At 41.5% G+C, this 17,981-nt stretch carries 19 protein-coding genes, 1 tRNA gene, 1 other RNA gene, 1 riboswitch and 1 other annotated feature; of the genes, 4 read left to right on the forward strand and 17 right to left on the reverse strand.

What is annotated here, in order from left to right; genetic code table 11:
* Nucleotides 1-320: 320 nt before the first annotated feature.
* The 7 genes from H9648_RS20440 to tadA form a co-directional block, all read right to left on the reverse strand.
* Nucleotides 321-587: a pro-sigmaK processing inhibitor BofA family protein gene (locus H9648_RS20440; RefSeq protein ID WP_066390460.1), complete on the reverse strand. Its 267-nt coding sequence runs from the start codon at nucleotides 585-587 to the stop codon at nucleotides 321-323.
* 76 nt (nucleotides 588-663) lie between these two features.
* Nucleotides 664-888, reverse strand: coding sequence for a YaaL family protein (locus H9648_RS20445; protein ID WP_191755547.1), 225 nt, complete (start codon nucleotides 886-888; stop codon nucleotides 664-666).
* Nucleotides 889-905: 17 nt separating this feature from the next.
* Nucleotides 906-1,502, reverse strand: coding sequence for a recombination mediator RecR (recR, locus tag H9648_RS20450; protein WP_191755548.1), 597 nt, complete (start codon nucleotides 1,500-1,502; stop codon nucleotides 906-908).
* A gap of 9 nt (nucleotides 1,503-1,511) precedes the next feature.
* Nucleotides 1,512-1,829, reverse strand: coding sequence for a YbaB/EbfC family nucleoid-associated protein (locus H9648_RS20455; RefSeq protein ID WP_370630164.1), 318 nt, complete (start codon nucleotides 1,827-1,829; stop codon nucleotides 1,512-1,514).
* Nucleotides 1,830-1,845: 16 nt separating this feature from the next.
* Complete coding sequence (gene dnaX / locus H9648_RS20460; RefSeq protein ID WP_191755549.1) at nucleotides 1,846-3,555, reverse strand: DNA polymerase III subunit gamma/tau; 1,710 nt, start codon at nucleotides 3,553-3,555, stop codon at nucleotides 1,846-1,848.
* Nucleotides 3,556-3,660: 105 nt separating this feature from the next.
* An RNA gene (gene ffs, locus H9648_RS20465) (signal recognition particle sRNA large type) lies at nucleotides 3,661-3,925 on the reverse strand.
* Nucleotides 3,926-4,011: 86 nt separating this feature from the next.
* Nucleotides 4,012-4,515 carry a tRNA adenosine(34) deaminase TadA gene (gene tadA, locus H9648_RS20470; protein ID WP_225219027.1) on the reverse strand — a complete coding sequence of 168 codons (504 nt, stop codon included), beginning with the start codon at nucleotides 4,513-4,515 and terminating at the stop codon, nucleotides 4,012-4,014.
* Nucleotides 4,516-4,668: 153 nt separating this feature from the next.
* Between tadA and H9648_RS20475 the strand changes: the two genes are divergently transcribed.
* From H9648_RS20475 to H9648_RS20485, 3 genes are all read left to right on the forward strand, one after another.
* Nucleotides 4,669-5,283 (forward strand): cysteine hydrolase family protein, encoded by a 615-nt coding sequence (locus H9648_RS20475; RefSeq protein ID WP_191755550.1) that lies wholly within the window; start codon nucleotides 4,669-4,671, stop codon nucleotides 5,281-5,283.
* A gap of 116 nt (nucleotides 5,284-5,399) precedes the next feature.
* Nucleotides 5,400-6,041, forward strand: a complete 642-nt coding sequence (locus H9648_RS20480; RefSeq protein WP_066390445.1) for a deoxynucleoside kinase — start codon at nucleotides 5,400-5,402, stop codon at nucleotides 6,039-6,041.
* Complete coding sequence (locus H9648_RS20485; protein ID WP_191755551.1) at nucleotides 6,038-6,706, forward strand: deoxynucleoside kinase; 669 nt, start codon at nucleotides 6,038-6,040, stop codon at nucleotides 6,704-6,706. The genes H9648_RS20480 and H9648_RS20485 overlap by 4 nt, the downstream gene beginning before the upstream one ends.
* Before the next feature lie 53 nt (nucleotides 6,707-6,759).
* Here the strand turns inward: H9648_RS20485 and H9648_RS20490 are convergent, their stop codons facing one another.
* From H9648_RS20490 to guaB, 10 genes are all read right to left on the reverse strand, one after another.
* Entirely contained in the window at nucleotides 6,760-7,575 is an 816-nt protein-coding gene (locus H9648_RS20490; RefSeq protein WP_066390441.1) for a MetQ/NlpA family ABC transporter substrate-binding protein, read from the reverse strand.
* Nucleotides 7,576-7,834: 259 nt separating this feature from the next.
* Complete coding sequence (locus tag H9648_RS20495) at nucleotides 7,835-8,497, reverse strand: methionine ABC transporter permease (RefSeq protein ID WP_225219028.1); 663 nt, start codon at nucleotides 8,495-8,497, stop codon at nucleotides 7,835-7,837.
* Nucleotides 8,490-9,503 carry a methionine ABC transporter ATP-binding protein gene (locus H9648_RS20500; RefSeq protein ID WP_191755552.1) on the reverse strand — a complete coding sequence of 338 codons (1,014 nt, stop codon included), beginning with the start codon at nucleotides 9,501-9,503 and terminating at the stop codon, nucleotides 8,490-8,492. The genes H9648_RS20495 and H9648_RS20500 overlap by 8 nt, the downstream gene beginning before the upstream one ends.
* Nucleotides 9,504-9,570: 67 nt before the next feature.
* Nucleotides 9,571-9,677: riboswitch (SAM riboswitch) on the reverse strand.
* Nucleotides 9,678-9,926: 249 nt separating this feature from the next.
* Nucleotides 9,927-10,019, reverse strand: a tRNA-Ser gene (locus H9648_RS20505).
* A gap of 55 nt (nucleotides 10,020-10,074) precedes the next feature.
* Complete coding sequence (locus H9648_RS20510) at nucleotides 10,075-10,281, reverse strand: hypothetical protein (RefSeq protein WP_191755553.1); 207 nt, start codon at nucleotides 10,279-10,281, stop codon at nucleotides 10,075-10,077.
* 83 nt (nucleotides 10,282-10,364) lie between these two features.
* Nucleotides 10,365-11,639, reverse strand: coding sequence for a serine--tRNA ligase (serS, locus tag H9648_RS20515; RefSeq protein ID WP_191755554.1), 1,275 nt, complete (start codon nucleotides 11,637-11,639; stop codon nucleotides 10,365-10,367).
* A 231-nt stretch (nucleotides 11,640-11,870) separates the two neighbouring features.
* Nucleotides 11,871-12,087, reverse strand: a binding site (T-box leader).
* A 37-nt stretch (nucleotides 12,088-12,124) separates the two neighbouring features.
* Nucleotides 12,125-12,709: a pyridoxal 5'-phosphate synthase glutaminase subunit PdxT gene (gene pdxT / locus H9648_RS20520; protein WP_191755555.1), complete on the reverse strand. Its 585-nt coding sequence runs from the start codon at nucleotides 12,707-12,709 to the stop codon at nucleotides 12,125-12,127.
* 4 nt (nucleotides 12,710-12,713) lie between these two features.
* Entirely contained in the window at nucleotides 12,714-13,598 is an 885-nt protein-coding gene (gene pdxS, locus H9648_RS20525) for a pyridoxal 5'-phosphate synthase lyase subunit PdxS (RefSeq protein WP_066390422.1), read from the reverse strand.
* Nucleotides 13,599-13,772: 174 nt separating this feature from the next.
* On the reverse strand, nucleotides 13,773-15,083 hold the full coding sequence (locus H9648_RS20530) for a D-alanyl-D-alanine carboxypeptidase family protein (RefSeq protein ID WP_318243567.1): 1,311 nt from the start codon (nucleotides 15,081-15,083) through the stop codon (nucleotides 13,773-13,775).
* A 128-nt stretch (nucleotides 15,084-15,211) separates the two neighbouring features.
* Nucleotides 15,212-16,669 (reverse strand): IMP dehydrogenase, encoded by a 1,458-nt coding sequence (gene guaB, locus H9648_RS20535; protein ID WP_191755557.1) that lies wholly within the window; start codon nucleotides 16,667-16,669, stop codon nucleotides 15,212-15,214.
* A 134-nt stretch (nucleotides 16,670-16,803) separates the two neighbouring features.
* On the opposite strand from guaB, the gene H9648_RS20540 reads away from it, so the two are divergent.
* On the forward strand, nucleotides 16,804-17,781 hold the full coding sequence (locus H9648_RS20540; RefSeq protein WP_191755558.1) for a YaaC family protein: 978 nt from the start codon (nucleotides 16,804-16,806) through the stop codon (nucleotides 17,779-17,781).
* Nucleotides 17,782-17,981: the final 200 nt, after the last annotated feature.

Genomic DNA, 17,981 nt, shown 5'->3' on the forward strand with positions numbered 1-17,981 from the left:
GCTCGATTTTAAAACTGACGGAATTAATTCTTAATTCCTTACCTATTTTCTTTTGTTCAGTTTTCAAAGAACTGTGTGTTAGCCGCTCGTTTTAGCGACTTTATTAGGATAACATCATTATAATAAGAAGTCAACCGTTTTTTAAAATTTGTTTCCCGTCTGCAACAATGTTTCATGTGTTGCGGCGACAAGAACTAATATATCACGTATGGCGATTTCAGGTCAATAGTTATTTTGAAATTACTTTAAATAAATGAAAAAAGGTTTAGAAAGCTGACTATCGCTCTCTAAACCTTGGTTTAAGAATACATTTGAATCCCCTAGTTCAAGATAAAGAATTCAATGGCTACTAGGGAAGCTATGCCGGGTAGTCCAGCAATTCCTGAGATCAGAGCGGTAAACGCATTGATCGGAATATGAATATCATATGAGTTTCCGATGGCATTTAATAAGAAAAGCAACAGTGCACCGATACAAAAGCGTGTAATACCGAATCCGATCCAGCGTATCGGCCGCATTGGAGCACCTACTAGAAGCAGAACAAAGATGATAGTTCCAAGAATAGCTATTACCGTTATTGGCTCCATTCCTAATCCCTCCTATACAACATCCAAGTTATTTACTAGTCATTGTATGGGAGTTGTCCAAAAAAAAGAACAGCAGTTATTTTAACTTGCTGGTTGTCACGTTTCTTTTTTTCGCTTCTTTTAATAAGAAGAAGTATTTTGATTCTGCTAGTTGAAGCTTAAAGATAACCTCTTCTGATGGCTCGACACTGCGTTCAACCATTTCTTTTTGATGCATCCAGTTTATCTTTAGCTCATCAAGACTTTGAAGCAGCTCTTCATCCCCGGATCGCTTCAATCGCCCTTTTCGGGAAAAAAACATGCAAGCAACCCCTTTAGTTATATTTCTCTTCTTCCTTCAAGTGCTTTGGAAAGCGTTACTTCGTCCGCATACTCTAAGTCTCCACCTACAGGGAGGCCGTGTGCAATACGAGTAATCTTGATACCCGTTGGTTTTAGAAGTCTTGCGATATACATGGCAGTGGCTTCTCCTTCAATGTTCGGATCAGTAGCCATGATAATTTCTTGAATACCTTCATCTGTTAGACGCTTCAATAGTTCTGCGACTTTAATATCTTCTGGTCCTACGCCGTCCATTGGTGAGATGGCACCTTGAAGTACATGATAGAGTCCTCGATATTCTTTCATTTTTTCCATTGCAATAACATCCTTGGAATCGTGGACAACACAGATTGTCGTTCGGTCTCTGCTTGAATCATCACAGATCATGCAAGGATCACGGTCAGTAATATGAAAGCAGTTGGAACAATAGATAAGCTGACGTTTCGCATTAACGAGTGCTCGTCCAAAATCAAGCACGTCATCTTCTTTCATTTCCAATACGAAAAATGCCAGGCGAACCGCCGTTTTCGGTCCGATGCCCGGCAATTTCATAAAGCTTTCAATCAGTTTTGAAATCGGTTCAGGATAATGCATAGCATATTCCTAGAACATTCCAGGAATGTTAAGTCCTTTTGTGAATTTGCCCATGTCTTGTGATACCAGTTCGTCTACTTTCTTAAGTGCATCGTTCGTAGCTGCTAGTACAAGATCTTGAAGCATATCGATATCATCTGGATCTACCACTTCTTCTTTAATGATAATGTCGATGATCTCTTTGTGACCGTTCGCTTTAACGGTAACCATACCGCCTCCAGCTGTACCTTCGATCACTTTATCTTTTAGTTCCTCTTGAGCTTTTGCCATGTCACGCTGCATTTTTTGCATTTGCTTCATCATATTGTTCATGTTGCCTTTCATCATCGTACAATTCCTCCTTTTATTGTTCCTCTTCTTTTATCTCAATTAAATCATCGCCAACCAATTTGATCGCCTCTGCGATGAGAGGATCTTCTGTTTTTTCTTTTTCTTCAGAAGATGGCTGGCCTTGCTGTTGCTCTTTAATGAAATCAGCTTTTAGTTTCTGCCATTCTGGATCCAATATGGATAGCATGGACAGGTTCTTTCCTATTGTACTATAAACTGCGCTTTCAACATAGCTTCTGTTGTTCTCTTGAGATGCCATTTGACGGTGGATTTCATGCTGAAATGCCAGCAAAAAGATTTGATCTGAACAAGCTACCGGCTCTGCTCCTGAAAGAAGGGCATATGCACTTACTTTTTCAGAACGAATCTTATCTAAGATCTCTCCCCACATTCCTTTAAGCTGAACAAGGTTTGGTTTTTTTGCTTTTTTGAGCATCTCTTTCACTTGCGTTTGTGATGCGCCACCTTGTCCTCTTATCACTCGTTTCTCTCTTGGAGCTTCTGCTTCGGTCTGGGAGGAAGGTCCGTTAGATGACCAGCCGCTTTCTTTCATCTTTTTAAGTTCTTGTTCTAATTGCTCAATTCTTTGCATTAACGGTTCAACAGAAGGATTCCCTGCTTGAGACGAGATCCCTTCTTGCTTTTTGTAACAAATCTTGATGAACGTTGTCTCTAAGAAAATCTTAGGATGGTTCGTCCATTTCATCTCCTGTTGTGCCGCATTTAACTGACCGATGATCGAATAGATGTCTTCTGCAGCTGTAGCATCTGCTAATCGTGCAAAGTCTTCGTCCGTTGAGACCCGTTCTAACAGCTCTTCTAATTGAGGTGCCGTTTTATATAGAAGCATATCTCTATAATAGTAGATAAGGTCTCCTAAAAAGCGAACAGGATCTTTTCCTTCATGTAAAAGTTCTGTCGATAATGTAAGAGCTTTTGAAACATCTTTTTCTAAAAAGGCTTCTGCCATCTCTGAAAGATGTTTTTGCGAGGCTGAGCCGGTTACCGACAAAACATCTTCAACTCTTACTTTATCATCACTATAGGAGATCGCCTGGTCGAGAAGACTTAATGCGTCACGCATTCCGCCTTCTGCTGCTCTCGCTAGCAGTTGAAGGGCTTCTTCATCAACTTCGGTACCGTTGACGTCGACGATCTGCCTCATTCGACCGATGATAGACTGTGAAGAAATCCGTTTAAAATCAAACCGCTGACATCTGGAAACGATCGTTGCCGGAATTTTATGCGGCTCTGTTGTTGCGAGAATAAAAATAACATGGCTTGGCGGTTCTTCTAAAGTTTTTAACAACGCGTTAAACGCACCAGTTGAAAGCATATGTACTTCATCTATGATATAGACTTTGTACGTAACAGAGGACGGTGCAAATTTTACTTTGTCCCGAATATCTCTTATATCATCCACACCTGTATTAGATGCAGCATCGATTTCTAGTACATCCGATATCGAGCCGTTCGTGATTCCTCTACAAGCGTCACATTCATTACATGGCTCAGATACTGGAGCCCGTTCACAGTTAACGGCTTTAGCAATGATCTTCGCCGCACTTGTTTTACCCGTTCCTCGTGGTCCTGAAAACAGGTAGGCATGGGAAAGCTTGTCCTGCATCAAGGCATTTTGAATGGTTTTAGTAATGTGTTCCTGCCCGACCATATCTTCAAAGCTCTGTGGCCTCCATACGCGGTAGAGCGCTTGATAACTCATCCCTTTGCCTCCTTTATATCACTTCATTCTTTCTATATTATACTGAAACATTACAAAAAACTCACCCCTGAAACAAGGGTGAGTAATTGTTTATATATTAGAATGCCGCGCACCTCTCTTTGGAATAGTCAACCTATGCGTACAAACGCAGTTAGCTCAGTCCAGGTTGCCCCACGGCACACGAAGTGGTCCACTTACTGCTGCTTCCTTCCGGACCTGACAGGGTTCATGGGTCTCCGTTGCGCAGGACCCGGACATCAACACCACTTACGTCCGTCAGACCATACGTTGAACTAGCCGAGGAGAGGAATTCAACCTCGCTACAGCGGATTGCGAGTACAGGGCACCGCTACCTCCCCATCTAGCGCGACAAAGTGTATAACAATGTTAGATGCACAACTAAATGTGCAAGATTTAGTATACTATGTCCTTTTAAAAAAATCAACCGCAGGAGCACTAAAGCTCCTTTGTCCGATCTTCCTTTTCCTTCCTTTTACGATCGCGGAGTTTTTTGAAAAAGCGTGAAAGAATATGACCGCACGCTTCACTCTTTACGCCCGCTACAACCTCACATTGGTGGTTAAAACGATCTTCTTGCAAAAGGTTCATTAACGTTCCTGCACAGCCCCCTTTAGGATCAGCCGCACCGTACACAACACGACTTACTCTTGAGAGGACAATCGCGCCCGAACACATCGCACACGGTTCAAGCGTTACATAAAGTGTTGCTCCTTCCAATCGCCAAGCATCCCGTTCTCTACATGCCTCGTCAATGGCTAGTAGCTCCGCATGAGCGATCGCTCTTTGTTCGGCTTCACGCAGATTATGGGCTCTTGCGACAATTTCATCCTCTATTACTAAAATAGCCCCAATGGGAACCTCGCCGATATCCGCTGCTTTTTGTGCTTCTTCTAGAGCAAGCTCCATGTAAAATTCATCTTTTTCTAAGATCTCCATCATTTTCGCTCCAAAGTTTTAGTTGTAAGAGATTATACAAGAGGTTTTGCTAATAATAAAGAAAGGAATGGTTGTATAGATCAAATTCGTTACATCTTTTATATAGATAAGAATGACTATTTACTAAATATGCTTAAACGAAAGAGAGGATTCGTTATGGAAAAACAAGATCAGCACGAGAACAATAAAATACCGGTCGCTCTGCTTATTATTGACGTGATCAACGACTTTAATTTTCCTGAGGCGCCGCTTTTGTTAAAAACGTCTGCACCGATCGCCGATAAAATTTATGATCTGAAGAAACGAGCTAAAAAAGAGAAGATACCCGTTATTTATGTGAACGATAACTTCGGACAATGGCAATCGGATAAACACAAGCTTGTTGATTATTGCTCTACGCAATCCGGTGGTGAATTCGTAAAAAAATTGCAGCCTGACGATGATGATTTTTTTGTCGTCAAACCAAAGCATTCCGGATTTTTCTCGACACCATTATCCACTTTATTAAATGAACTTAGTATCCAAACTTTAATACTATGTGGTGTAGCAGGTAACATATGTGTTCTCTTTACAGCAAACGATGCTTATATGAGAGGTTATACACTTTATGCACCTGCTGATTGTTCAGCATCTAATATAGAAGAAGATAACGAAAGAGCCTTAATTTTAATGGAAAAGACATTGAATGCCGATATCAGCAAGAGCGAAGACTTAGATTTAAAAGCGATCATCGATCAGGCAAATGAAAACAAACATAAAACGATGTACTAAATAGCATATTTACCATTAACTTTTTACCGATAATCTCACCACCTTTTCCAAACGTATGCTACAATATTCTTTGTCTGTAATTTTTCGTTTGTTATTTATAAGGGAGGAAAAGGAAGATGAGTTCAACCCCCTTTATCGCAGTTGAAGGGCCGATTGGCGTAGGGAAAACATCGCTCGCAAAAGCTATTGCCGAGCACTATAACTTTCAATTATTGAAAGAGATTGTAGAGGAGAATCCTTTTCTCGGAAAATTTTATGACAACATCGATGAGTGGAGTTTTCAAACCGAGATGTTCTTTCTTTGCAACAGGTATAAACAGCTTGAAGAGATTCAAGGACAGTATTTATCTAAACAGATACCTGTCGTTTCTGATTATCATATCTTTAAGAACCGTATTTTTGCAGGTCGAACGCTAAAAGACGGAAATCTTCATAAATACATGCAGTGTTTCGATATTCTTACTGAGGATATGCCTGTACCAAACGTGATCATCTATTTAAACGCTAGCCTTGATACGTTGCTGGACCGCGTGCGTAAGCGTGGACGTTTTATCGAGCAAAATATGGAGCCTGCATACTTAGAACAGTTAGCTGAAGATTACGAGACGTTCATGACTGCCTTTAAAAAGCAGCACCCGGAGATTCCTGTGCTCTCGTTTAACGGAGATGACTTAGATTTTGTTGCGTATGAAGCGGATAAAGAGAAGATCTTTTCCTTAATCGATGCAACTCTGAAAAAAGGAGAAGTTGCGCGATGAGTAAACTCATACAATACGGAATCCCAAACGATGCTGTCATTACTGTGGCAGGTATGGTAGGTGCGGGGAAATCTACATTTACGAATGCACTTGCTGAAAAATTAAAGTTTCGTACATCCATGGAAAAAGTGGATAACAACCCATACTTAGAAAACTTTTATCATGATTTTAAGCGCTGGAGCTTCCACCTGCAGATCTTCTTTTTAGCAGAACGCTTCAAAGAGCAAAAAAGAATGTTCGACTATGGCGGCGGATTTGTGCAAGACCGTTCGATCTATGAAGACACAGGAATATTTGCTCGCATGCACTTTGATAAAGGCAACATGTCTGATGTAGATTACGAAACGTATACTCACCTGTTTGAAGCTATGGTCATGACACCATACTTCCCGCAGCCTGATTGCTTGATATACTTAGAAGGCTCTCTTGATGATATCTTAGCTCGTATTCAAAAACGCGGACGTAAGATGGAGCAAGAAACACCGGTTTCTTATTGGGAAGAAATGTACGATCGCTATGAAAAGTGGATCGCTTCTTTTAATTCTTGTCCTGTGCTTCGTGTGAATATTAATGATTACGATCTTCGCGATAATCCTGAGTCCATCGATCATATCGTAGAAAAGATTGCACTAAAGATTGAAGCGAAACGAGAAGTTCGCTTATAAACATAAAAAAACCCCGGTTCTCATTCTTATGAGCTCCGGGGTTTTGTTTGATTTTATTTCTTCATCCATTCTGGTTTTCCGAAGCCTTCGAACTCCTTATCGATCACTTCTTCAAACTCCTTCGATTCCACTACCTTCTTAATATCTTTTGCAAAAGCAGAATCTACATCCTTCGTGTTTACCACAACACGGTTACGGTACGTGTCCGGCATGTTCTCTAATTGTATCGCATCTAATAAGTCCATCTTTGCTGCGAGTGCAAAGTTACCAGGCACAGCTGCAACATCTGCACTTTGGACAGCACGTGGAAGCTGCGCCGCTTCTAATGGTTTGAAAACGAGCTTCTTAGGATTATCCTTAACATCTTTCTCAGAAGCTGTTAGTTCGTTGATTCCCTCTTTAATGGTGATCAGTTTTGCATCTTCAAGCATGAGCAACGTGCGCGCTAAGTTAACCGGGTCGTTCGGAATAGCGACCGTGCTGCCTTCTTTTATGTCCTTAACCGATTTGAATTTCTCAGAATAGAGACCCATCGGTGCTGTTGGAACAATGATGACTTCTGAAAGCTTTAAGTTCTTTTCTTTTGCGAAATTCTCCATGTACACTTTGTGCTGAAAAAGGTTCGCATCTAGATCGCCTTTTGATAATGCCATGTTTGGCTGAATATAGTCGCTGAATTCAATGACTTTTACTTTGTATCCTTTTTTCTCTAGTGAGGGCTTGATCGCTTTGTTGACCATGTCTGTGTATGGTCCTGCTGTTGCGCCGAGGGTTACTTCTTTATCTTTTGATGCATCTGATGAAGATGAGCATCCTGCTAAGCCGAAAGCTAGCAGTGCGGTTAGTAATGTGAGTATGATTTTTTTCATGATGATCCCCTTTTAAAATTGTTTTTGCAAATACATGATGTTCTTGTGAGTGGTTGATTTCCGTTTCAGGTGCTTCGCTTTCCGCGGGGCGACAGGTGAGCCCCTTGCCGCTTTGCGCCATTAAGGGTCTCACCTGACCGCTCGTCCCGCAGGAGTCTCACACCTTACACTCCAATCAACTTACCAATGAAGTCTTTTTAAACCTATAACCAAACCTTTTATAGACAAGTTTTTCACGTCTGTCCTTTAGTAATTAAATTTATCGTTTGTTTACAGCCTTTGCAGCACCGTCTCCGATGACTTGCATGAGCTGCACGATTACGATTAGTAGAATGACGGTTGTTAGCATGATCGTGTTGTCGTAGCGATAGTAACCGAAGCGGATTGCGAAGTCTCCGATTCCTCCGCCGCCGACGATACCGGCCATGGCTGAATAGCCTAGCAAGCTGATGGCTGTGACTGTTATCGCTTGAACGATCCCTGGCTTCGCTTCTGGTAGAAGGACTTCACGGATGATCATCCATGGCGTTGCGCCTACTGCAACGGCCGCTTCGATCACGCCTTTATCGATCTCCCGTAAAGAGGTTTCTACGAGCCTTGCAAAGAACGGGATGGCTGCGACAGATAAAGAGACAGACGCTGCCGTTGGTCCGATCGTTGTTCCGGTTATCAGTTGTGTTAACGGTAGTAAAGCGACTAATAGAATAATGAATGGCACAGAGCGGATCAAGTTCACAAGAATGCCCGCTATCTGTTTGATCCACGCATTCTCAAACAATAATCCTTTGTCTGTTACAAATAGGATAATACCTAGCGGCAGGCCAACTACTAATGATACACCGAGCGATATCGCGACCATATATAACGTTTCGAAGAATGCTTTATTCAGATCTGGAAGGATGTTTAAAATTGAATCAAGCAACTTGTTTCACCACCTCAAGATTTTCTATGCGACTTTCAATATATGAGATCGCTCGCTTCACTTCTGCTTCTTCACCGACAAGTTCCATGATGAAGATACCAAGCGGTGTTTCCTGAATATATTCGATCTTACCGTGAAGGATATTTCCTTTAACACGGAAGTTTTGGAAAAGCTCAGAAACTACGGCTTCTTCTGCAATGGCTCCTTTGAACTGAATCTTGATCACCGTTCCTTTTCTGTTCTTCAGGAGCGGCTCTGGTAGATCCATCTGGATAACAGAGCTGATGAACGTTTTTGTGAGTTCTTTTTCTGGATTAGCAAAAATATTGTACACATCACCCGACTCGATGATTTCTCCATCCTGCATGATAGCCATTCGGTGGCAGATCTCTTTTACCACTTCCATCTCATGCGTGATCAGTACGATCGTAATGCCTAACTTTTTATTGATAGACTTCAGCAAGGAAAGAATCGATTTCGTTGTATTCGGATCAAGAGCTGAAGTCGCTTCATCACAAAGTAATACCTTCGGGTCGTTTGCCAGAGCTCTCGCGATACCTACTCGCTGTTTCTGACCCCCACTCAGCTGAGAAGGGTACTGATCTTTTTGATTCTCTAATCCCACCATTTTTAAAAGCTCGTTTGTTTTACTGCTGATTTCTTCTTTCGTTTTTCCTGCTGCTTTTAAAGCGAAGGCAATGTTCTCAAAAACCGTCTTTGCACTGATCAAATAAAAATGTTGAAAGATCATGCCGATCTTCAGGCGCTCCTCGCGTAACTCCTTTTTCCCGAGCTCGGTGATTGGGATGCCATCGATCTTGATTTCTCCTGATGTTGGTTTTTCTAATAAGTTGAGACAGCGCAGCAGCGAACTCTTCCCAGCCCCGCTATATCCTACAATGCCAAAGATCTCACCTTTATCGATGGTCAGTGATACATTTTTCACACCGACGATTTCTTTGCCTTTTACTTTATATAATTTAGTCACGTCCTTAATCTCGATCATATGTCTTCCCCCTTAAATATAAAAAAGCCCTCTTCATTTCATGGAAGAGGGCGAATAAGTAGACATCGACTTATCTTCCAGAATGAATCATCATTCTGCAGGAAGTAGCACCGTTCCATACTGGAGGTTGCCGGACGTCATAGGGCCTGATCCCTCGGTCTCTCTGAATAAGTATTGCATTATTGAATTAAGTTATAGTTGTCATCATACGCTCTGTCTAAAAGTTCTGTCAATACTAAATTTTATCACTTTAAAGTGTTAGCGCTTACATCATTGAGTGTTAAAGGTTTAAATTTTTAGAGATTTTCTCCGAGATTTTGAAAGTGGACGATTTTCGATTCAGGTGCTCGCATGAGAAAAAGAGCAAAAAAAACACAACAAAAAACCTCATCCGAGAAACTCAGATGAGGTTGAATATGTATATGGAGGAGGTAGAGGGATTCGAACCCCCGCGGGTCGTTAAACCCCTGTCGGTTTTCAAGACCGATCCCTTCAGCCGGACTTGGGTATACCTCCGTGTGACTGACAAGAACTATAATAACATGCTGTTAAATATAGTGTCAACGGTCTTTCAAAACTTTTTTTGTTTTTTTTTAAAAAAACTTTGCTTGTCTTTTTTGAGGCAAGGTTTTACGGTACGTGTTCTTGTATTTATTACACGTTCGCCGCTAAAACTGTGTTTTCCACCTGTAACACTAAAATTTCCACCTGTGAATCCTGAGTTTCCACCGGTAATCAACATCTTACCACCTGAAAACGGAATCGCACCACCGATCATATAACTTTTACATCCCGTAAACATATAAAAGCTGACTCTTAAGGTCCTTTTGGGACCATTTTCGAGTCAGCTTATTCAATCTTTTACTTAATTACTTCTTTATTCCCCATATAAGGACGAAGAACTTCCGGAATAACTACAGTTCCATCCTCTTGTTGGTAGTTCTCTAAGATGGCCGCTACTGTACGACCGATCGCAAGTCCAGATCCATTTAGCGTATGAACGAATTCAGGCTTCCCTTTTGCATCTCGACGGAAACGAATTTGGGCACGGCGCGCTTGGAAATCTTCAAAGTTAGAGCAAGAAGAAATCTCGCGGTACTCCGCGTAGCTTGGTAAGTAGACTTCGATATCGTACTTCTTAGCTGCTGTGAATCCTAGGTCAGCCGTACACATGCTCAGTACGCGGTACGGAAGGTTGAGCAGCTGAAGTACTTTTTCAGCGTGTCCTGTAAGCTTCTCGAGCTCCTCATAAGAATCTTCAGGTTTAACGAAGCGAACTAGCTCTACTTTATTGAACTGATGCTGACGGATCAAACCGCGCGTGTCGCGTCCTGCAGATCCCGCTTCAGAACGGAAACATGCGCTGTACGCCGCATATGTGATCGGAAGTTCGTCAGCTGATAGAATCTCTTCTCGGTGCATGTTTGTTACAGGAACTTCAGAAGTTGGAATCAAGAAATAGTCTTCTTCGCGAATTTTGAACGCGTCTTCCTCAAACTTTGGAAGCTGCCCTGTTCCTGTCATGCTTTGACGGTTAACCATGTATGGAGGCAATACTTCAGTATAGCCATGCTCATCTTCGTGCAAATCCATCATGAAGTTGATAAGTGCACGCTCTAAACGAGCTCCTAAACCTTTATAAAAAGCGAAACGGCTGCCTGTTACTTTTGCTCCACGTTCGAAATCAACGATGTTCAGATCAGTCGCGATATCCCAGTGAGGTTTTGCTTCAAAAGCAAACTCAGGAACATCTCCCCAGTGACGTACAGGTACGTTATCATCCTCAGTCTCACCAACTGGAACACTTTCATGAGGGATGTTAGGCAACGTCAGCATGATAGCGTGAAGGTCTTCTTCTACTTGACGAAGCTCATCATCCATTGTTTTGATCTTGTCACCTACTTCGCGCATCTCTGTGATGAGGTGGTCAGCGTCTTTTTTCTCACGCTTAAACTCTGCTACTTGTTTAGATACTTCATTACGCTTAGATTTTAGTGCTTCCGTTTCACCGATTAACTCGCGGCGGCGCTGATCTAATGCTTCGAACTGATCTAATCCTGAGAGGTCTTCTCCACGAGCAGATAACTTTTCTTTTACTTCTTCAAAATTGGCACGAACAAATTTTAAATCTAACATGTTTATGTCCTCCTTTAGTTTATAAAAAATCACGGTTTTCTCATACATGGTCGCTCAGTTAGTAGTTGATTCTCTCTAGATTTCTCGCTTTCCACGGGGCGTGCGGTGAGCCTCCTGCCGCTTTGCGCCATTAGAAAGTGTCGCATCTTACGCTCCATTCAACCATGCAAGGGAGAGAATATAAAAACTAACACCAAAAAACTCCCGCCCGCTATCTCTAATAAAATTAGAAATAGGGACGAGAGTTAACCCGCGTTGCCACCCTAATTGCAATAGATAATTCTATTGCCGGCTCGATTACATGTAACGGTTCTTCACCGGAAAAGCTTACTGAACGTTCAGCTCTTCACTCGAGGATGGATTCACAAAACACCTTGATCGGTTTTCACCAGCCACCGACTCTCTAAACAAAGTAATTTTTGCTACTAGTTCCTGTCATTGATTTTTTATAATGATTTTATAGTAATGTACAGCATTTTTGTATTTTATGCAACTACTTCTTTAGCGGTTTGTACCATTTTTACAAAATATTGATGAAGTCGATAGTCGTCCGTTAGCTCTGGATGGAAGGCTGCACAGAGGAAGTGTCCTTGTTTAGCCGCTACGATTCGATCGTTATGCTTCGAAAGAATTTCCACTTCCGGTCCAACTTCAACGATAAACGGTGCTCGAATAAATACTCCCGTATAATCTTCACCAACACCATGTATCATCAGCTCTGCTTCAAAACTGTCCACCTGGCGCCCGAACGCATTGCGCTCAACCGTCATGTCGATCAGTTCAAGATGTGCTGTATCTTGTCCTTGAATGCGTTTAGCCATTAAGATCAATCCTGCACATGTTCCGAAAACAGGTTTGTTTTGAGCAAATTTCTTCAAAGGTTCTAAAAAATGATATTTATCGATCAATCGTCTCATCGCTGTACTTTCGCCGCCTGGCATCACTAACCCGTCTATGTCTGCAAGTTCATCTACACGCTTTACCGTTACGGCTTCTGCTCCACTTGCTTCAATCGCTGCTACATGCTCTCGTACCGCACCTTGTAAGGCTAATACTCCGATTTTTAGCATGGATTTACCAGCCTCGCTCCTGCATGCGCTCACCATGAGCTAGTGTAGAGATGTCGATGCCTTTCATTGCCGTTCCGAGACCCTTAGATAGTTCAGCGATTAGTTTGTAATCTTGGTAATGAGTTGTAGCTTCTACGATGGCACGAGCAAACTTTTCAGGATTCTCAGACTTGAAGATTCCTGATCCAACGAATACGCCGTCAGCGCCAAGTTCCATCATGAGTGCTGCATCTGCTGGTGTTGCGATACCGCCTGCTGCAAAGTTAACGACAGGAAGCTTGCCCGCTTTTTTAATTTGAAGAAGAACTTCAAATGGAGCACCTAAGTTCTTAGCTTCTGTCATCAACTCGTCTTCACTCATAGCAACCACTTTACGGATCTGTCCTTGGATCATTCTCATGTGGCGTACCGCTTCAACGATGTTACCAGTTCCAGGCTCACCTTTTGTACGAAGCATAGATGCACCTTCAGCGATACGGCGTGACGCTTCACCAAGATCACGTGCTCCGCATACGAAAGGTACTGTGTAATCGCTCTTCAATAAGTGGAAAACTTCATCCGCTGGAGTTAGTACTTCACTCTCATCGATATAATCAACACCCATCGCTTCAAGAACACGCGCTTCAACGATGTGTCCGATACGGGCTTTCGCCATTACGGGAATAGAAACAGCATTCAGAACTTCTTCTGTGATTGTAGGATCAGCCATACGCGCTACTCCGCCTGCAGCACGAATATCTGAAGGAACACGCTCAAGTGCCATTACCGCTACCGCTCCTGCAGCTTCAGCAATACGAGCTTGCTCTGCGTTTACAACGTCCATGATGACGCCGCCTTTTTGCATTTCTGCCATTCCTCTTTTAACACGTTCAGTACCTGTTTTTAACATGCTTACTACCCCCTGAATTATATGTGTTATAACAACAATTTTCGGTTGTTTTAAGATAAAACTAGTATTCTCATCTATTTTATCGCAAATCAAAAAAAGCGCAAGCTCTCTCTATTTTCTGAAAAAAAAGAAGTCCTTCAGCAAGTGCTAAAGAACTTCATGAATTCCTATAAATTAAAACCAGCCTTTAACCATGTCAACGGCACCGGACCAAAGTCCCCCGAAGAATCCGCCAACACCACGTAAAGCAAGAACGAACCAGTTTGCTTTTTCAACGGATTGTGTGGTTACTACTTCTGTTTTACCTTTTGTTTCTCCATCGAGCAGGTAGCCATAGTCTTCTCCGCTTCCTGTATACTCAACATTGATATGACCAACAACCTCACCTTTTTTAACAGGTGCAGTCAGTTCGCCTTCTTTTGTCATCTTCTTCTTATCCATAACAAATTTAGGCTTATAGTTTTCTTTTTCTCCTCTTTTGATCACCATGGAAAGAGGTTCTTTTGTAGCAACTTTAATTTCTTTTTCCTTACCTTTTACGACAGGAACCGTTTTGTTGCTCTTTACTTGATAGTTATCTTTTAGGATTTGCGCTTTTTCAAAGTTTGCAAATCCAAAATCAAATAATTTTTTCGTTTCTTTGAATCGATCTAAACGAGTCTCTGTTTTCATAACCACTGAAATTAGGCGAGTATCTCCCTTTTTCACTGTACCTGTAAAACAGTTACCTGCAAGTTCCGTTGATCCTGTTTTTAAACCGTCTACTCCCTCATAGCCACTATTGAGCTCAGGAAGCATCCAGTTCCAGTTTTCCATCTGAATTTCATCATCAGTGCCCTCGCGGAATTTCAAACGTGGAACACTTGCTGTTTCTAATACTTCTGGATGATCTTTAAGTAAGTTGTAAGCTAGAATAGCAGTAGCACGAGGACTCATCATGTTCTCGTCTGTTTCACTGCCTGAATTATGGTTGCCGAAAAGGTCTTTATTATTAAGGCCCGTAGAGTTAACAAAGTTAAAATCTTTCATTCCAAGTTCTTTCGCCTTGGCATTCATCTTTTTAACGAACTCACCTTCAGAGCCCGCGATTAGTTCTGATAATGCGATCGTTGCTCCATTTGCAGAGTAGATCGCCATCGCTTGATATAACTCACGAACTGTATACTTTTCATCTACACGTAAAGGTACGTTCGATAACGTTCGATTTTGAGAAATCTTATGGGCATATTCAGAAATACTCGTTTTCTGATCCCAAGATATCTTTTTCTTGTCAATGGCTTCTAGTAATAGGTATTCGGTCATCATCTTACTCATACTTGCAGGAGCGAGTAACTTATCAGCATTTTTCTGATATAATATTTTCCCCGTTTCTGCATCCACAAGTATAGCCCCTTCAGCTGCTACATCTAAAGACGGTGCCGCACTTGCTGACTTTGAAAATCCTAATAAACTCGTCGTAAAAAATGAAAAAATCAGTGTCACCACTAAAAGTTGTTTTATCTTGCTGTTCAAAAAACTGCACCTCCAAACCCATTTACACACAAAAGTTATTGTACCATACACATTTTCAAAAAAATAGACAGAGGTTATACCTCTGTCCTAAAAATGTGTCTTTAGACTGAATAATTTGGTGCTTCTTTAGTAATTTGAACTTGGTGCGGATGACTCTCACGAAGACCAGCACCCGTAATTTTTACAAAACGGGAATCATTTTGAAGCTCATCGATCGTTGCTGTTCCACAATAGCCCATACCTGAACGGATACCACCAACTAACTGATAGATCGTATCGGCCAATGGTCCTTTGTAAGGTAGTCGTCCTTCAATACCTTCTGGAACAAGCTTCTTATTATTTTCCTGGAAATAGCGGTCGCTGCTTCCTCGCTCCATCGCGCCTACAGAACCCATGCCGCGATACACTTTAAATTGACGTCCCTGGAAGATTTCACGCTCTCCTGGACTCTCAGATACTCCAGCAAGCATACTGCCTAGCATAACAGCATGTCCGCCTGCTGCGATCGCTTTAACGATATCTCCAGAGTATTTGATACCACCATCTGCAATGATTGGTACTCCATACTTCTTCGCTTCTGTTGCACAATCATAAACAGCAGTTACTTGTGGAACACCTACGCCGGCAACAACACGTGTCGTACAGATCGACCCAGGTCCGATTCCGACTTTTACAACGCTTGCTCCTGCTTCAATTAAATCACGAGTCGCTTCTGCTGTAGCTACGTTACCTGCGATGATCGTTAATTTTGGATAAGCCTCTCTAACTTCACGAACTTTTTGAAGAACGCCTTCAGAATGACCATGAGCCGTGTCGATCACGATTACATCTACACCTGCATCAACTAACTTCTCCACACGTAGAAGGGCATCCTTTGTAACACCTACTGCAGCTCCTACTAACAAACGTCCTTGTGAGTCTTTTGCAGAGTTCGGGAACTCGATTACTTTCTCGATATCCTTAATGGTGATCAAGCCTTGAAGTGTACCTTCATCATCTACGAGTGGAAGCTTTTCGATCTTATATTGCTGAAGTGTTTTTTCAGCTTCTTTTAACGTAGTGCCAACCGGTGCAGTTACTAAGTTTTCTTTTGTCATAACATCTGAAATTTTAATGGAGTAATCTTGAACAAAACGTAAATCACGGTTCGTTAGGATACCTACTAATTTTTTGTCTGCATCTACGATCGGTACACCGCTGATACGATACTTGCCCATCAAATGCTCAGCGTCAAAAACTTGATGCTCAGGTGTCAGGTAGAACGGGTCTGTGATTACGCCGCTTTCAGAACGTTTAACACGGTCGATCTGTTCTGCTTGTTCTTCAATAGACATGTTCTTGTGTACAATTCCTAAACCGCCTTGTCGTGCCATAGCGATTGCCATGTTTGCTTCTGTTACTGTGTCCATTCCAGCACTGATAATCGGAACGTTCAATTGAACCGTATCAGATAACCTCGTTTTAATTGAAACATCACCTGGTAAAACTGACGATTTCGCTGGAATTAATAACACATCATCAAAGGTTAAACCTTCTTTTGCAAACTTATCTTGCCACATACCTTAACCACCCCTTCAAATTTATCTTCCTGAAAAATATTATTTGTAGATTATCAACTGGGTACACTAGTGTCAAGGAATACAAAATATGTTCGATTTTTCAAATAATTTACGAAGAGAGGATTGATCAAGAAATGATGACGCAACATGAACCATGGGCTTTATTCGATATGTTCTTTTCCTCTCAAAAATCGCAGCAATTCTTGAATAAACAATATCATCAATTAAACATAGATGACAGCAACGGCAAAAGCTTTGATAATACATATGGGTTTATTTACTATATCGAGCACGGAAAGAAATATTATAACCTCGCCGATCAAGCCCCTATGGAGCTAAAGCCTGTTCTCCTGTTTTACGGCATGACTCAGCTTATGAAAGCATGCATACTATGCAGCGATCCAGACTATCCCGATTCAAGTGCCGTTCTTGCACATGGACTCTCTACAAGAAAAAGAAAGAAAAGAAGCTATGAGTTTCTATATGATGAAGTGAAAGTACAACGAACAGGTCTGTTCAATCATTTTTGTGAAAAAGTGTTTCACATGAAACATATCGAAGGAGAAAAATTCACGATGATCTCTCTTCTTCAAACTGTGCCAGAATTAAGTCCTTTATTTAAACAAATGAATGGTGATGTCCACCTCATTAAAATGAGTAAAGAAAATGATTCCACGTTTTCCCTACCAACGCACGTTAACAATCATCTACATATGTCATTAGAACGATTTAGTGAATATATGAACGGTCTGTTTCCGTCGAAGTTTTCTATGAGTTTGGATGAAAGTAGTTATAGGATGCAGCTTGTTTTTGGGGCGAATGAACCGTTACGGCCATTTGATTGCTTTCCGTTATCGTATCATCATCTGGAAAACACGTATTACTTGCCTGTAAACCGTGAACTTCTGCAAGCTCCTTCGCTTAACGAATTTATGGTTCACTATGTGATCCTTTACAACTTAAGTATGTTGAGCAGATACGATACGGAATGGTGGAGCGAACTTTTTCATACGTATACTTCTGAAGAATTACCCTATATCCAGCAGTTCCTAAACATAACAGCTCATAAGATTCCTTACCTTTTTGGTGTGATGCTGCAGATCAGGAATTGAATTGATTGTAGTGTTATGTTGCAAGCGGATCAAAATGTCGAAAATCGGATAAAAATTTTTATCTACGGAATTATGATGAAGTTTTACGGATATATTTAGGATTACCTCGTATAAAAAGAAGAATACCTCGTAATTATGAGCGGTTAGAGTAATGGGTAGAGCTGATTAGTGGTGTGGGAGCTTGAAATCAGGGGTGATTT

This window comes from Fictibacillus norfolkensis (assembly GCF_014836645.1).
Taxonomy (GTDB): Bacteria; Bacillota; Bacilli; order Bacillales; family Fictibacillaceae; genus Fictibacillus; species Fictibacillus norfolkensis.

Coding starts and splice junctions, on each gene's coding strand:
- H9648_RS20440 (WP_066390460.1), bottom strand. CDS start 587: ATGGAGCCAATAACGGTAATAGCTATTCTTGGAACTATCATCTTTGTT.
- H9648_RS20445 (WP_191755547.1), bottom strand. CDS start 888: ATGTTTTTTTCCCGAAAAGGGCGATTGAAGCGATCCGGGGATGAAGAG.
- recR (WP_191755548.1), bottom strand. CDS start 1,502: ATGCATTATCCTGAACCGATTTCAAAACTGATTGAAAGCTTTATGAAA.
- H9648_RS20455 (WP_370630164.1), bottom strand. CDS start 1,829: ATGATGAAAGGCAACATGAACAATATGATGAAGCAAATGCAAAAAATG.
- dnaX (WP_191755549.1), bottom strand. CDS start 3,555: ATGAGTTATCAAGCGCTCTACCGCGTATGGAGGCCACAGAGCTTTGAA.
- tadA (WP_225219027.1), bottom strand. CDS start 4,515: ATGATGGAGATCTTAGAAAAAGATGAATTTTACATGGAGCTTGCTCTA.
- H9648_RS20475 (WP_191755550.1), top strand. CDS start 4,669: ATGGAAAAACAAGATCAGCACGAGAACAATAAAATACCGGTCGCTCTG.
- H9648_RS20480 (WP_066390445.1), top strand. CDS start 5,400: ATGAGTTCAACCCCCTTTATCGCAGTTGAAGGGCCGATTGGCGTAGGG.
- H9648_RS20485 (WP_191755551.1), top strand. CDS start 6,038: ATGAGTAAACTCATACAATACGGAATCCCAAACGATGCTGTCATTACT.
- H9648_RS20490 (WP_066390441.1), bottom strand. CDS start 7,575: ATGAAAAAAATCATACTCACATTACTAACCGCACTGCTAGCTTTCGGC.
- H9648_RS20500 (WP_191755552.1), bottom strand. CDS start 9,503: ATGATCGAGATTAAGGACGTGACTAAATTATATAAAGTAAAAGGCAAA.
- H9648_RS20510 (WP_191755553.1), bottom strand. CDS start 10,281: ATGATCGGTGGTGCGATTCCGTTTTCAGGTGGTAAGATGTTGATTACC.
- serS (WP_191755554.1), bottom strand. CDS start 11,639: ATGTTAGATTTAAAATTTGTTCGTGCCAATTTTGAAGAAGTAAAAGAA.
- pdxT (WP_191755555.1), bottom strand. CDS start 12,709: ATGCTAAAAATCGGAGTATTAGCCTTACAAGGTGCGGTACGAGAGCAT.
- pdxS (WP_066390422.1), bottom strand. CDS start 13,598: ATGTTAAAAACAGGTACTGAACGTGTTAAAAGAGGAATGGCAGAAATG.
- guaB (WP_191755557.1), bottom strand. CDS start 16,669: ATGTGGCAAGATAAGTTTGCAAAAGAAGGTTTAACCTTTGATGATGTG.
- H9648_RS20540 (WP_191755558.1), top strand. CDS start 16,804: ATGATGACGCAACATGAACCATGGGCTTTATTCGATATGTTCTTTTCC.